Genomic DNA, 13,918 nt, shown 5'->3' on the forward strand with positions numbered 1-13,918 from the left:
AGGGCGCACGCTCAGGATTGACCATCCCCCGCGCCGCGCCCTTCGCCGCAAACCGCGCAATCGGCGCGCCGCTTCACGCCGAACTGACGGCTCTCGCCCCAAAGCGCATCATAGATCATCAGCCGCCCGCGCGCGGATTGCCCCGCGCCAGTGATCTCCTTGATCGCCTCGGTCGCCATCATCGAACCCACCACGCCCGGCAACGCGCCCACCACGCCTGCCTCGGCACAGCTCGGCGCGAGCCCGGCGGCTGGCGCTTTGGGGAAGACGCAGGCATAGCAGGGCGCACCCTTCGCCGGATCGTAGAGCGACAGCTGCCCTTCCCATTGCGTGATCGCGCCGGAAATCAGCGGCGTGCCGGTCGCCACGCAGGCCGAGTTCACCAGATAGCGCGTGTCGAAATTGTCGGTCCCATCGAGGACGAGGTCATATTCGGCGATCAGCCCTTCGGCATCCTCGGCGCTCAGACGGCGATTATAGGGCAGCACCTCGATATGCGGGTTGAGCGCCAGCATCGCCTTTTGCGCGGAGAAGACCTTGGGCATCCCGAGATCGGCATCGCGATGGATCACCTGCCGCTGCAGGTTGGAATTCGAGACGACATCGTCATCCACGACGCCGATCCGCCCCACCCCGGTCGCGGCGAGATACAAAAGCGCAGGCGAACCGAGCCCCCCGGCCCCGACCACCAGAACCTTAGCCTGCTTGAGGCGCTTCTGCCCCGGCCCGCCGATCTCGCGCAGCATGATGTGGCGCGCATAGCGGTCCAGTTCGGCCTCGGAAAAGCTGCCCGGTTTGGCCGCGGGCGCCTCGGGCTCCTTCACCTCGGCCTTCGCGCGGATCGCCCCGAGCATTCGGCGATAGATCAGCACCAGCGCGACGACGACACCGAGGCCAATCCAACCCGCAAGCGAACCGCCCAGAACGCGCGCGAGCGGACCAAATCCGGGGACCGGCAGATGCGCGATCACCAGCGCCGCCCAGATCAGCACGAGCATCCCGAAGATCGCACGCGCGGAGGCCTTGAGCACCAGCCCGAGCCCCACGATCGCCGCCATCAGAACCAGTCCGAGCATCGCTCAGACCTTTCCGGTCGAGCCGAACCCGCCCTCACCGCGTGCCGTGTCGCCCAGAGCGTCCGTGACCTCGAAGCGCGCCTGCACCACCGGGGCGACGATCGCCTGCGCGATGCGCGCGCCATGCTCGATCAGGTAAGCCTCAGTGCCGAGATTGATCAGCAGTACCCCCAGCGGCCCGCGGTAATCGGCGTCGATCGTGCCGGGCGTGTTGGGCAGGCTGATCCCGTGTTTCAGCGCCAGCCCCGAGCGCGGCCGGATCTGCATCTCGAACCCTTCGGGGATCTCAACGCGCAGCCCGGTCGGGATGATCGCACGCTGCATCGGCGCGAGTGTGATCCCCCGCGCGCGATCCTCGGCGGCGAGATTGGCGCGCAGATCGGCCCCGGCGGCGCCGTGGGTCTCATAGCGCGGCAGGGCGATCTCGGGATCGGCCCAGTCTTCGCGCAGAACCTTGATGATCGGTGTGCTCACGTGTCTCTCTCCTGCCCGACCGTCATGCGGGCGTCAAATGCGGATGCCTCCGGCGGGGATATTTGGACCAAGCCGAAACAGGCGCGTTTCGTTTCGGCTTGGCATAAATATCCCCCGCGGAGCGTCCCTCAGGCGCCAGCCGCGCCCAAGCTTTCTGCGATGCGCGCAGCCAACCGCCGCGCGACCTCTTGCTTGCCCATCCGGTCCCAGCTTTCCGCGCCGGTCTCGTCGATGATCGTCACCGCGTTCTCGGTCCCGCCCATGATCCCGGTCGCTGGGCTCACGTCATTGGCGATGATCCAGTCGCAGCCCTTGCGGGCGCGTTTATCCGCCGCGAAGCGCGCGACGTCATGGGTCTCGGCGGCGAAGCCAACCACGAGACCCGGGCGGCCCTCGCCCATCTTCGAAACGGTGGCGAGGATGTCGGGGTTCTCGGCGAATTCGAGCGCGGGCGGCGCGCCGGAGCCGTCCTTCTTCATCTTTCGATCGGCCGCGTTCGCCACGCGCCAATCGGCCACGGCGGCCGCGAAGATCGCAGCCTCGGCGGGCAGCGCGGTCTGCACCGCGTCCAGCATCTCGCGCGCGGTCTCGACCTTGATCACCCGCACGCCCGCAGGCGGCGCGACCGTCGCGGGGCCGGTGACGAAGGTGACAGTCGCACCGAGGTCCCGCAGCGCCGCGGCAAGGGCCGTCCCCTGCGCGCCCGAGGAGCGGTTCGCGATGTAGCGCACCGGGTCGATCGGCTCATGGGTGGGCCCAGACGTCACGAGGACATGGCGGCCCTTCAGAGGACCGTCCGACAGCGCGGCATCGATCGCGGCGAGGATCGCCTCGGGTTCGATCATCCGGCCCTCGCCGAACTCGCCACAGGCCATGTCGCCCTCGGTCGGGCCTGCAAAGATCACGCCATCGGATTTCAGCGTCGCGATATTGCGCTGCGTTGCGGGGTGCTCCCACATCCGCACATTCATCGCGGGCGCGATCAGCACGCGTTTGTCTGTGGCAAGCAGCAGGGTCGAGGCGAGGTCATTGGCCAGACCGTTCGCCATCTTCGCCATCAGATCGGCGGTCGCGGCCACGACGACCACCAGATCGGCGGCGCGCGACAGCTGGATATGACCGATTTCGGATTCATGCGTCAGATCGAAGAGGTCGGAATGAACCGCCTCGCCCGCGAGCGAGGAGACGGTCAGCGGCGTCACGAACTCGGCCCCGGCCTTGGTCAGGACCGGGCTAACCGAGGCCCCCGCCCCGCGCAGCAGACGGATCAGCTCGGGCGCCTTGAAGGCTGCGATACCGCCGCCGATGATCAACAGGATGCGTTTGCCCGCAAGCATTTGCCTCTCCGTGAAACTCTCTCAGATGGTCTAAGCGCCGGGGCGCATTGGCGCAAGGATCACTTGAACGCGGCGCAGGGATCGGCGCGCTCGGTCGGCGGCGTGATGATCCAGTCGTCAAAGGGCTGCTTGCCGGGATCGGTGCCCGGCTCCGCCTCGATCTGACCGATCGCCACGACCTTCGCCTGCGGGTCCGCCTTGCGCAGAAGCGCGGGCACGGCGAGGTCAGTCTTCGCATGGCCAGATCCGGTGATGACCGCAACCGGCCCGCCGGTCTCCTTCAGCGCCTCAAGCGCGACCCGCGCAAACGCTGCATCGCGGAAGCGTTGCGCCGCGACCATGCCGGGCAGCAGATCGGGCGGCAATGCGTTGCAGTGATCCTCTTGCGACTCCGCTTCGAGCTTGGCCTGCAGATCCTCTGGATAGGGCTGGTCCAGCCCGTAGCGTGCAGCATCCTTTCCGAACACCTCCGGCAGCGGCTTGGTCATCGCGGCGCGCACGGTCTCGCGCGGCTGCGCGGCGCCATAGACCTTAGCATCGCCCAAAGCGGCGAAAATCGGATAATAGATCGCGAAATCGGGCCAGCCCGAATTGTTCCAGTCCAACGCCTTTGCGAGCGCGCCCTCATCCTTCAAAAGCGCCGGCGTGATCTTCGCCGCCTGCTCGGGCGTCAATTGCTCGAACACCACGGCGGCGGGCTTCAGCGCCTTGATCGCGCGCGCCTGATTGAGGTGATGGGTCGGGTTGTCGTGAATCTCTCCCAGAACGACAATATCGCCCGACAGCGTATCCAGCTGGGCGGGCGATATTTCCGCGCCAAAGGCGGAACTTGTCAGAGACAGCAGGCAAAGCGCGGCAAGAAATTTCTTCATACGAAGAAGCTTTGCACCTCGCCCTGATGGGTTTCAAGCGATTTGCGCATCTTGCCGAAAGCCTGCGCTTCGAGCTGACGAATACGCTCTTTCGAAAGCCCCAACTCTTCACCGAGGCTTTCCAAAGTGCGCGGATCTTCGATCAGACGACGCTCGCGGACGATGTAGGCTTCGCGGTCGGTCAGACGGCCCATCGCCTCGCCCAGCCAGACTTTCATCGTCTGACCGTCATGGCTGTCGGCCACGGTTTCCTCGGGGCTCGCGCCGTCATCTTCCAGCGTATCGACCCATTCGCGGCCTTCGTCTTCGCTGGACTGCGTTGCGTTGAGCGAGAAGTCGGAGCCGGACAGGCGGCCTTCCATCATCTCGACATCCGATAGCGGCACGCCGATCACTTCGGCCACGCGCTGACGCAGCTGCATCGCGTCGAGCTGCTCACCCTCTTGCTGCGCTTCGCGGGTCAGCTGAGCCTGAACGCGGCGCATGTTGAAGAACAGCGCCTTTTGCGAGGAAGTCGACCCGGTGCGCACCATCGACCAGTTGCGCATTACGAATTCCTGGATCGAGGCTTTTATCCACCACACCGCATAGGTCGAGAACCGCACACCACGTTCCGGGTCGAACTTGTCAGCGGCTTTCATCAGACCAAGTGAGGCTTCCTGGATCAGATCGTTCATCGGGGCGCCGTAGCGGCGGAACTTCGAGGCCATCGAGATCGCGAGGCGCATATAGGCCGTCACAAGCCGGTGCAGCGCCTGCTCGTCCCGATTGTCGCGCCACGCTCGCGCCAGTTCCGCTTCGGTTTCTGCATCCAGGAACTCTGCCCGCATTGCTTGGCGTGGCAGGGTTTCATCGGTCATACCATCGAGTGCCATTTACAATCTCCCTGGGGTGTCCAGCCCAAACCGGCGCAACCTTGAATTGGGTGGCTGCTTTGCCCACCCAATGCGAATGACATGTTTTGGTTCCTCACGGAAATGTTGAATTTTGCCTGAAACTTTGTGCGCGTGGCGCACTTGACGACGTTTTCAAGCGAAAAATGGAAGAAATTCATGCCGCTACGGGAAGGCCATCACTCCTTCTTGAGCACCGCATATCATAAGCGTGCTCACGGACACTTGAGCGACTGTAACGCAACATGTTGATCTTGTGCGCGAAACTGAAGCGATGGCTGTGCAGATATGCAGGAATTGCACCTTTATCCCTCTATTTCCACTGATGTTTCGAGCGGCGCATCCGTCTCCGAGTCGAGGGGCGAAAGACGCGGCTCCCGCCCTTGCAGCCGTTAACCATTCCTAAACCACGTCCGCGCTACCCCTCGGGCAAGAGGCGCAGGAGAGCCGATGGTCAGCCAGAGCTATACGGTCGCGTTCGAGGGGGTCGAGGCCCGCCTCGTGGAGGTGCAATGCGCGCTCTCCGAAGGCATGCCCGGCTTCGCGGTCGTAGGCCTGCCCGACAAGGCCGTGTCCGAGGCGCGCGAACGGGTGCGCGCGGCGCTCGGCGCGCTGGGGATCGCGCTGCCGATGCAGAAGATCACCGTGAACCTCTCACCTGCCGATCTGCCGAAAGAGGGCTCGCATTTCGACCTGCCGATCGCGCTGGCGCTGCTGGGCGCAATCGGGGTCGTGCCGCGCGACCGGATCGAGGCGCTGGTCGCCGTGGGGGAGCTGTCGCTCGACGGGCGGCTCCTGCCTGTCGCGGGGGCCCTGCCCGCTGCGATGGCAGCCGCCGCGCAGGACAAGGGGCTGATCTGCCCGAAGGGCTCGGGGGCAGAGGCGGCTTGGGTCGGCGCGGCCGAGGTGACGGCGCCGGAGACGCTCTGCGGCGCGATCGATCATCTCAGCGGTCGCCTGCCGCTGGAACCCGCCCGTCCGGGTCTCGTCCGCGACGCGCCGCATCCGCGCGACCTGCGCGATGTGAAGGGTCAGGAACGGGCCAAACGCGCGCTGGAGATCGCCGCTGCCGGCCGCCACCACCTGATGATGATCGGCACGCCCGGCTCGGGCAAATCCATGCTGGCCGCGCGGCTACCCTCGATCCTGCCCGAGATGCGCCCCGAGGAGATGCTGGAAACCTCGATGATCCAGTCGCTGTCGGGGCTGCTGGCCGAGGGCGGCATCTCGCGCACCCGGCCCTTCCGCGAACCGCATCACACCGCTTCGATGGCGGCGATGATCGGCGGCGGGCGCGGCGCCCGCCCCGGCGAGGTCAGCCTTGCCCATAATGGCGTGCTGTTCATGGACGAGTTCCCCGAATTTCCCCGCGCCGTGCTGGAAACCCTGCGCCAGCCGATCGAGACCGGCGAAGTCGTCGTCTCGCGCGCCAATGCCCATACCCGCTATCCCTGCCGCTTCCTGCTGATCGCGGCGGCGAACCCGTGCAAATGCGGATATCTCGGCGATGCGGAGCGCGCCTGCGCCCGCGCGCCCGGCTGCGGCGACGATTATCTGGGCCGGATTTCAGGCCCTCTGATGGATCGGTTCGACCTGCGCATCGAGGTGCCCCCGGTGCGCTATGCCGACCTCGACCTGCCCGCCTCCGGCGACCGCTCCGCCGAGGTCGCGGCCCGCGTCGCGGAAGCGCGCGAGCGGCAGGCCCAACGCTTCGCGGATCACCCCGCGATCCGCGTCAATGCCGAAGCCGAAGGGCAGTTACTGGAAGACATTGCGACGCCGGATGCGCAGGGGCGCGATCTGCTGGCCCGGATGGCGGAGCAGGTCGGATTGTCGGCGCGCGGCTACCACCGGGTTCTGCGGGTCGCGCGCACCATCGCCGATCTCGACCATGCCGAGCACGTGCGCCACCCCCATATCGCCGAGGCGTTGAGCTATCGGCTCAGCGCGGTGGCAGGCTGAGCATCCGGCGCGCCGCCGCTGCCGCATCCTCCAGCGCCGCGCGCGCCTCGGGCACCCGACCGTCGAAGAATTGCCAGACATGCGGCGCGTTGGGCCAGCTTTGCACCGTGACATCCGCGTCGAAGCTGCGCAGCCGCTCTGCCATGCGCAGCGAGTCATCGCTCAGAATCTCCCCCATCGAATGCTGGATCAGCACCGGAGGCGGATCGGGGAACTCCGCGAAAAGCGGCGAAAAGCGCGGATCGGCCGCGTCATGCCCGCGCAGAACCATCTCGCAAGTATCGCCAAGCCGCTCCACAGGCAGCATCGCATCCTTCGCGGCATTGACGCGGAGGCTCTCGCCCGAACAGGTCAGGTCCGTCCACGGGCAGAAGGTAATCGCCCCGGCAGGCGGCGTGCCGCGCTGGCACAGCACGCTCAGAAGCGCCAGTGTCAGACCGCCCCCCGCGCTGTCGCCCGCGATCACGATCGCGTTCGGGTTGTACCCCATCTCCACCAGCGCATCGAAAGCTGCGGTCGCATCCTCGAGCGCCGCACCGACCGGCGCCTCGGGCGCAAGCCGGTAATCCGGCACGACCACCTCGAGACCGCTCAGCTTCGCCAAGCGCCCCGCGAGCCCGCGATACATCCAAGGGGAACCGGTGACATAACCGCCGCCATGAAGATAGAGAATTATCCGCCCTACCGAGGACCGCCCCGCGCGCAGCGACAGCGCATTGCGCCCGGCCAGCTTGGTCGGCAGACGGCAAAGCCCGGTGGGCTCGCGCACGACCCAACTGGCCAATCTCTCCGTCGCGCGCCGCGTTTGCGCAGCCCCGTGGAACCGTCGCACCATCGGTTTCGCGATGCTGCGCAGCCAAAGATTGAGAAAGACCAGCCGGATCGACATATCAGCTCCGTTTCGCTTCGATCGCCTCCCAGATGCGGGCGGTGATATTCACGCCGTCGAACCGCTCAAGCTCCTGAATGCCCGTCGGCGAGGTGACGTTAATCTCGGTCAGCCAGTCGCCGATCACGTCGATGCCGACGAAGATCTGCCCCTTCTCACGCAGATACGGGCCGATCCGCTCGCAGATTTCGCGATCACGCGCGGTCAGCTCGACTTTCTCGGGCCGTCCACCGACATGCATGTTCGACCGCGTCTCGCCCGCCGCCGGCACTCGGTTGATCGCGCCCACCGGCTCGCCATCGACGAGAATGATCCGCTTGTCGCCCTTCGAGACGGCAGGCAGGAATTTCTGCGCGATCAGAGGCTCGTTGTTGATGCCGATGAACAGCTCGTGCAGCGACGACAGGTTTCGATCGTTCGGATCGAGCCGGAAGACCCCCGCCCCGCCATTACCGTAGAGCGGCTTGAGAATGATATCGCCGTGCTCCGCCTTGAAGGCACGAATGGCCTCCAGATCGCGCGCGATCAATGTCGGCGGCGTCAGGTCAGGGAAATCCAGAACGAGAAGCTTCTCGGGCGAATTCCGGACCCAGAACGGATCGTTGACGACCAGCGTCTCAGGATGGATCCGCTCCAGCAGATGGGTCGTCGTGATATAGCCCATATCGAAGGGCGGGTCCTGCCGCAGCCAAACCACATCCCAGTCGCCCAGATCGATCTCGGTCTCTTCGCCCAGCGTGAAGTGGTTGCCCTTCTCACGCCGCACCACCAGAGGCCAGCCACGTGCATATACGTGCCCCTCACGGTAGATCAGGCGATCCGGCGTGTAGTAGAAAAGCTCGTGCCCACGCGCCTGCGCCTCTTCGGCGATCCTAAACGTGCTGTCAGCCTCGATATTGACCGCTTCGATCGGATCCATCTGGATCGCAACTTTCAATCCCATCCGCGCCCCCTCATTAGACTGCAATCTTGATGCAATGTGGCGCGTCTGGATGCAACCTCAACCCACGGGCCGGTCACATTCCGAAATAGGCGTTCTCCAGCACCTTGATCTCCCCGATCTCATTGACCAGAGCGAGATCGAACCGGACCTTGCGATTGCAGTTTGCCGGAGCGGGATGTCGCATCAGGTATTCTTCGACCGAAATGCATATCCGGCGCATCTGGCGCTGCGAGAGACGTTCCGCGGCGCGGGCATGGCTGCGCGATTTCTTCACCTCGACGAAGATCAGGGTATCGCCATCGCGGGCGATCAGATCGATTTCACCGCCATATTTGCCCCGCCAACGATGTTCCGAGACCGCGCGCCCTGCCCGCTCGTAATGCAGCATCACCTGCTCTTCGGCGGCGAGACCCGAATGATACGACAGCGATCCACTCATCTCTTTTTCTCCATGGCCAGAGCAGCCTGATAGACCTTGCGCCGCGGCAACCCGGTCGCCCCTGCGACGGCATCGACCGCGTCGCGAAGCGACTCCCGATCAAGCGCGGCGCTCAACCGCCGTTCCAGCTCCGCGTCGTCGATCTCGACCGCGTGCGGCCTGTCGACCACGACGACGATCTCGCCCTTGATCGGCGCCTCGACCACGCTTTCCGCAAGCTCTTCCAGGGTGCCCCGGCGGACCTCTTCGAAGCGTTTCGTCAACTCCCGGCACAGCGCCGCTTGTCTCTCTTTTCCCAGACTATGGGCCGCGTCAGCTAACATTTCCCTAATGCGTTTGGGGCTTTCATAGAAAACCAGCGTCGCCGGAATTTCCTTGAACTCCGCGAGCCAGTTGCGCCGCGCGCCTTTGCTGTTCGGCGCGAACCCCGCGAAGAGGAAGCGATCCGTCGGCAGGCCCGACAGGGTCAGCGCCGTCAGCACCGCCGAGGGGCCCGGTGCGCTATAGAGCGGCAGCCCGGCCTCGATCACCGCGCGGCCAAGCTGATAGCCCGGATCCGCGACCAGTGGCGTCCCCGCCTCGGATGCGTAGACCACCGATTTCCCCGCCTCCAGGGCTGCGAGGATTTTCGGGCGCATCGCGGCGCCGTTATGGTCGTGATAGGCGAGCACCTGTCGCCCGTTCAGCGGCACGCCGTGGATCTCCATCAGGTGCCGCAGGCTGCGCGTATCCTCGGCCGCCAGAACGTCGGCTGCGCGCAGCATGTCGAGGGCGCGCAAGGTGATGTCGCGGGCGGCTCCGATGGGTGTGGCAATGAAATGAAGCCCCGGGCTTAACGGCGCCGGAACACTCCTGGTTCCCTTATTTTCCGCGTTTGCATCAGATACAACACCCTCGCCCATCGCCCGCCTCATCACTTGTGTGGAACGTTTACTTCACGCCTGCTTGTGCGTAGTCTCGAACGCGTCATTTCCTCGCGGTTCGCAGGCGTTGCTTCAGTGCCCGGACCGGACGCCAACGCCCAAAAGGACGTATCATGTTTAATCTCATTCGTAACCCCCGCGCCCTCGCCGCGCGAATCGCAGCCCTCCTCGCATTGGTCTGGCTTGCGGCCTGTCAGCCGGGGCCGATGGGCAATTCCGGTCAGAAGATCGACACCAGCGCACCGGTCAAGGTCGCGCTTCTGGTTCCGGCCGGGTCCGGCAACGCTGGCGACGAGACGCTCGCGCGGGCGCTGCAGAATGCGGCAAATCTCGCGATTCAGGATCTGCAAGGCGCACGGATCGACCTGCAGGTCTACAACACCGCCGGCAATCCGCAGCAAGCGGCCGCGATGGCCACCAAGGCCGCCGACGAGGGCGCCAAGATCATCCTCGGCCCGGTCTATGCGCAATCGGCGAATGCCGCAGGTCTTGCGGTCGCCTCGCGCAACATCAACGTGCTTGCGTTTTCGAACAACACCAACGTCGCGGGCGGCAACGTCTTCGTGCTCGGCCCGACCTTCCAGAACACCGCCAACCGCCTCGTGAGCTTCGCGACACGTCAGGGCAAGAAGCGGATCATGGTCGTGCATGAGCAGACCACTGCGGGCGAGATCGGCGCACAGGCGATCCAGACCGCGGTCGCACGCTCGGGCGCTTCGCTCGCAGGCGTGGCCTCCTACCCGTTCTCGCAGCAGGGCGTGGTCGATGCGACGCCGCAGATCGCAAGCCGCGTGAAGTCCGGTGACGTCGATGCGCTGTTCCTGACGGCCGATACCGCAGGCGCGCTGCCGCTGCTCACGCAGCTGATGGGCGAGCAAGGCGTGACCCCGCAGATGACGCAATATATCGGCCTGACCCGCTGGGACATTCCGCCGGCGACGCTGTCGCTGCCGGGCACCCAGGGCGGCTGGTTCGCCGAGCCCGATCCGGCACTGCAACAGCAGTTCGTCTCGCGCTACAGCGCCGCTTACGGCCAAGCGCCCCACCCGATCGCAGGCCTCGCCTATGACGGGATCGCGGCCATCGGCGCGCTGGTGAAGTCCGGCAATCCGAGCGCGCTGACCAAGCAGGGCCTGACCCAGCGTTCGGGCTTCGTGGGCGTCAACGGCGTCTTCCGCTTCCTGCCCGACGGCACCAACGAACGGGCGCTCGCCGTGGCGCAGGTCCGCAACGGACAGGCGGTCGTGATCGACCCGGCGCCGCGCAACTTCGGCGGCTTCGGGTTCTGACCCGGACCGCCTTCAAACGAAAGGGCCCGTCAAGGGACAAGACTGCGCAGTGACCAGCATGACAGACCCCGCCCCGGCATCGACCGGGGCGCCCCTCCTTCTAAATCAACAGCGTTTGTTCGAGGCGCTCGACGCAGCGACCTCAGACATGCGCGACCCGAAGGACATCCGGGCCGCTACGGTGACCTTCCTCTCCGAGGAACGCCGCGCCGCTGCCGCCGCGATCGAGGCCGATTTCGAAACCCATCCGCGCGCCGCGCGCGACACGGTCGAAGCCTATGCCCAGATGACCGACGGAATCGTCCGCTCGGTGCTGCGCATCGCGACGCAGCGTCTGCACCCCAGCGGCATCCGTACCGAGGCGGAGCGTTTCGCGGTGCTCGCCGTGGGCGGGTATGGCCGGGCCGAGATGGCACCGCATTCCGATGTCGATCTGCTGTTTCTCACCCCCTACAAGGTCACCCCCTGGGCCGAGAGCGTCATCGAGTCGATGCTCTACATGCTCTGGGATCTGAAGCTGAAGGTGGGGCATTCGTCCCGCACGCTCGACGACTGCATCCGGCTCGGGCGCGAGGACATCACGATCCGCACCGCCCTTCTCGAACATCGCTGCGTGGGCGGCGACGAGAAGCTGGCCGAGGCGCTGTCGCTCCGGCTTCGTCACGATCTCTTCGAGGGCAGCGAGGCCGAGTTCATCGAGGCCAAGCTGGAGGAACGCTCGCAGCGCCACCGCCGTCAGGGCGGGCAGCGTTACGTGCTCGAACCCAATGTGAAAGAGGGCAAGGGGGGCTTGCGCGACCTGCAGACCCTCTACTGGATCGGCAAATATATCCATCACGTGGGCCGCGCCCGCGAATTGATGAAGATCGGCGCCTTCTCCCCCGAGGAATACGAAACCTTCCACGAGGCCGAGAATTACCTCTGGGCGGTGCGCTGCCACCTGCATCTGATCTCGGGCCGCGCCTCGGATCAGCTGACCTTCGACATGCAGGTCGAAGTGGCTGAGCGCATGGGCTATCGCGATCTGGCGGGCCGCCGCGCGGTCGAGGTCTTCATGCAGGATTACTTCCGCCACGCGACCGCCGTGGGCGACGTGACCCGCATCTTCCTGACCAAGCTCGAAGCGCAGCACGTGAAAAGCGCGCCGATGCTGCAGCGGATTTTCCGCAGGCGGCGCAAGCTGAAAGCCCCCTATTGCGAAGAGAACGGGCGCATAAATGTCGCCGACGAGAAGGCGTTCCTCTCCGATCCGGTGAACCTGCTGCGGCTGTTCGAGGAAGGGCTGCGCTCGGGGATGCTGATCCACCCCGACGCGATGCGGCTTGTTTCGGCCAATCTCGACCTGATCGACGACAAGGTGCGCAATAACCGCGAGGCGCAGCGCATCTTCCTCGATCTGCTGCTAAAGCACGGCAACCCGGAACGCGCGCTGCGGCGGATGAACGAGCTGGGCGTGCTGGCCGCCTTCATCCCGGAATTCGAGCCGATCGTCGCGATGATGCAGTTCAACATGTATCACAGCTACACGGTGGACGAGCACACGATTCAGGTCGTCTCGACGCTCGCGCAGATCGAGCGCGGCGAGTTGGTCGAGGATCTGCCGCTGTCGTCGCACATCCTCGAAGAAGGCATCAATCGCAAGGTTCTCTACGTCGCGCTGCTGGTGCATGACATCGGCAAGGGACGGCCCGAGGACCACTCGATCCTCGGTGCGAAGATCGCCCGCAAGGTCGCGCCGCGGCTGGGGCTGAATCAGGAGGATTCCGAGACCGTCGAATGGCTGGTGCGCCACCACCTTCTGATGTCCGACGTGGCGCAGAAACGCGATCTCTCGGACCCGCGCACGATCCGCGATTTCGCCAAGCGCGTGAAGTCGCGCAAGCGGCTCGACCTGCTGACAGTGCTGACCGTCTGCGACATTCGCGGCGTCGGCCCGAATGTCTGGAACAACTGGAAAGCCACGCTGCTGCGCAAGCTGCATTCCGAGACCGCGATGGCGCTTGAGCACGGGCTGGAAGCGGTCAATCGCGAGCAGCGCACCGACGAGGCCAAGCGTGCCTTGCGCGAGGTGCTGGAGGCGGATGACAACTGGGACAAGGCACAAATCCGCGCCGAGCTGGCCCGGCACTACGCGCCCTATTGGCAGGCGCTCGCCACCATCAATCACGAGATCTTCGCGCGGCTCCTGCGCGATCTGGGCGATGACGAAATCCGTATCGACCTGCATCCCGACGACGATCACGACGCGACCCGCGTGAGCTTCGCGCTGGCCGATCACCCCGGCATCTTCTCGCGGCTCTCCGGCGCGCTGGCGCTGGTCGGCGCGAATGTGGTCGACGCGCGCACCTATACCTCGAAGGACGGCTATGCGACCGCCGTCTTCTGGGTGCAGGATGCCGAGGGTCACCCCTATGAGGCCTCGAAACTGACCCGTCTGCGCGGCATGATCGAGAAGACGCTGAAAGGCGAGGTCGTCGCCCGCGAGGCGCTCAAGGATCGCGACAAGCTCAAGAAGCGTGAGCGCGAGTTCAAGTTCCCGACCCATATCACCATCGACAACGAGGGATCGGATATCTACACGATCATCGAAGTCGATACCCGCGACCGGCCCGGCCTCCTCTACGACCTGACCCGTGCGTTGGCGTCGAACAATATCTCGATCTCCTCGGCGGTGATCGCCACCTATGGCGCGCAGGTCGTGGACAGCTTCTATGTGAAAGACATGTTCGGCCTGAAACTGCATTCCAAACCCCGCCAGGAAGCGCTCGAGAAGAAGCTGATGGACGCCATCGCGTCGGGCGCGAAACGGGCGGGCAACTAA

At 65.3% G+C, this 13,918-nt stretch carries 12 protein-coding genes; 3 read left to right on the forward strand and 9 right to left on the reverse strand.

Translation table 11 applies throughout. From position 1 onward, the window contains the following. Positions 1 to 11 precede the first annotated feature (11 nt). The 5 genes from BMI91_RS08965 to BMI91_RS08985 form a co-directional block, all read right to left on the reverse strand. The gene (locus BMI91_RS08965; RefSeq protein WP_078604721.1) at positions 12 to 1,076 is read right to left on the reverse strand and encodes a HesA/MoeB/ThiF family protein; all 1,065 of its coding nucleotides are present in this window, start codon (positions 1,074 to 1,076) and stop codon (positions 12 to 14) included. A gap of 3 nt (positions 1,077 to 1,079) precedes the next feature. Further along, the gene (gene dut, locus BMI91_RS08970) at positions 1,080 to 1,550 is read right to left on the reverse strand and encodes a dUTP diphosphatase (RefSeq protein WP_078604722.1); all 471 of its coding nucleotides are present in this window, start codon (positions 1,548 to 1,550) and stop codon (positions 1,080 to 1,082) included. A gap of 128 nt (positions 1,551 to 1,678) precedes the next feature. Next, the gene (gene coaBC, locus BMI91_RS08975; RefSeq protein ID WP_078604723.1) at positions 1,679 to 2,887 is read right to left on the reverse strand and encodes a bifunctional phosphopantothenoylcysteine decarboxylase/phosphopantothenate--cysteine ligase CoaBC; all 1,209 of its coding nucleotides are present in this window, start codon (positions 2,885 to 2,887) and stop codon (positions 1,679 to 1,681) included. A 59-nt stretch (positions 2,888 to 2,946) separates the two neighbouring features. After that, positions 2,947 to 3,759, reverse strand: a complete 813-nt coding sequence (locus BMI91_RS08980; RefSeq protein ID WP_078604724.1) for a ChaN family lipoprotein — start codon at positions 3,757 to 3,759, stop codon at positions 2,947 to 2,949. Then, entirely contained in the window at positions 3,756 to 4,634 is an 879-nt protein-coding gene (locus BMI91_RS08985; protein WP_078520502.1) for an RNA polymerase factor sigma-32, read from the reverse strand. The genes BMI91_RS08980 and BMI91_RS08985 overlap by 4 nt, the downstream gene beginning before the upstream one ends. 468 nt (positions 4,635 to 5,102) lie before the next feature. Here BMI91_RS08985 and BMI91_RS08990 point away from each other — a divergent pair, with 468 nt between their 5' ends. Further along, positions 5,103 to 6,614, forward strand: coding sequence for a YifB family Mg chelatase-like AAA ATPase (locus BMI91_RS08990; protein ID WP_078604725.1), 1,512 nt, complete (start codon positions 5,103 to 5,105; stop codon positions 6,612 to 6,614). Here the strand turns inward: BMI91_RS08990 and BMI91_RS08995 are convergent. From BMI91_RS08995 to rsmI, 4 genes are all read right to left on the reverse strand, one after another. Beyond that, a complete protein-coding gene (locus BMI91_RS08995; protein ID WP_078604726.1) occupies positions 6,595 to 7,503 on the reverse strand; it encodes an alpha/beta hydrolase in 909 nt (302 codons plus the stop codon). The genes BMI91_RS08990 and BMI91_RS08995 overlap by 20 nt on opposite strands. A 1-nt stretch (position 7,504) precedes the next feature. Next, a complete protein-coding gene (gene gshB, locus BMI91_RS09000; protein ID WP_078604727.1) occupies positions 7,505 to 8,446 on the reverse strand; it encodes a glutathione synthase in 942 nt (313 codons plus the stop codon). A 73-nt stretch (positions 8,447 to 8,519) separates the two neighbouring features. After that, a complete protein-coding gene (locus tag BMI91_RS09005; protein ID WP_078604728.1) occupies positions 8,520 to 8,885 on the reverse strand; it encodes a YraN family protein in 366 nt (121 codons plus the stop codon). Further along, positions 8,882 to 9,787 (reverse strand): 16S rRNA (cytidine(1402)-2'-O)-methyltransferase, encoded by a 906-nt coding sequence (gene rsmI / locus BMI91_RS09010; RefSeq protein ID WP_078604729.1) that lies wholly within the window; start codon positions 9,785 to 9,787, stop codon positions 8,882 to 8,884. Before rsmI ends, BMI91_RS09005 begins: the two co-directional genes overlap by 4 nt. A 134-nt stretch (positions 9,788 to 9,921) precedes the next feature. Between rsmI and BMI91_RS09015 the strand changes: the two genes are divergently transcribed. Both BMI91_RS09015 and BMI91_RS09020 read left to right on the forward strand, forming a co-directional pair. Beyond that, positions 9,922 to 11,097 (forward strand): penicillin-binding protein activator, encoded by a 1,176-nt coding sequence (locus BMI91_RS09015; RefSeq protein WP_078548480.1) that lies wholly within the window; start codon positions 9,922 to 9,924, stop codon positions 11,095 to 11,097. A 58-nt stretch (positions 11,098 to 11,155) separates the two neighbouring features. Further along, positions 11,156 to 13,918: a [protein-PII] uridylyltransferase gene (locus tag BMI91_RS09020; RefSeq protein WP_078520600.1), complete on the forward strand. Its 2,763-nt coding sequence runs from the start codon at positions 11,156 to 11,158 to the stop codon at positions 13,916 to 13,918.

This window comes from Thioclava sediminum, from assembly GCF_002020355.1.
GTDB lineage: Bacteria > Pseudomonadota > Alphaproteobacteria > Rhodobacterales > Rhodobacteraceae > Thioclava > Thioclava sediminum.

Coding starts and splice junctions, on each gene's coding strand:
- BMI91_RS09020 (WP_078520600.1), top strand. CDS start 11,156: ATGACAGACCCCGCCCCGGCATCGACCGGGGCGCCCCTCCTTCTAAAT.
- BMI91_RS08990 (WP_078604725.1), top strand. CDS start 5,103: ATGGTCAGCCAGAGCTATACGGTCGCGTTCGAGGGGGTCGAGGCCCGC.
- gshB (WP_078604727.1), bottom strand. CDS start 8,446: ATGGGATTGAAAGTTGCGATCCAGATGGATCCGATCGAAGCGGTCAAT.
- BMI91_RS08995 (WP_078604726.1), bottom strand. CDS start 7,503: ATGTCGATCCGGCTGGTCTTTCTCAATCTTTGGCTGCGCAGCATCGCG.
- BMI91_RS09015 (WP_078548480.1), top strand. CDS start 9,922: ATGTTTAATCTCATTCGTAACCCCCGCGCCCTCGCCGCGCGAATCGCA.
- BMI91_RS08985 (WP_078520502.1), bottom strand. CDS start 4,634: ATGGCACTCGATGGTATGACCGATGAAACCCTGCCACGCCAAGCAATG.
- BMI91_RS08965 (WP_078604721.1), bottom strand. CDS start 1,076: ATGCTCGGACTGGTTCTGATGGCGGCGATCGTGGGGCTCGGGCTGGTG.
- coaBC (WP_078604723.1), bottom strand. CDS start 2,887: ATGCTTGCGGGCAAACGCATCCTGTTGATCATCGGCGGCGGTATCGCA.
- BMI91_RS09005 (WP_078604728.1), bottom strand. CDS start 8,885: ATGAGTGGATCGCTGTCGTATCATTCGGGTCTCGCCGCCGAAGAGCAG.
- BMI91_RS08980 (WP_078604724.1), bottom strand. CDS start 3,759: ATGAAGAAATTTCTTGCCGCGCTTTGCCTGCTGTCTCTGACAAGTTCC.
- rsmI (WP_078604729.1), bottom strand. CDS start 9,787: ATGGGCGAGGGTGTTGTATCTGATGCAAACGCGGAAAATAAGGGAACC.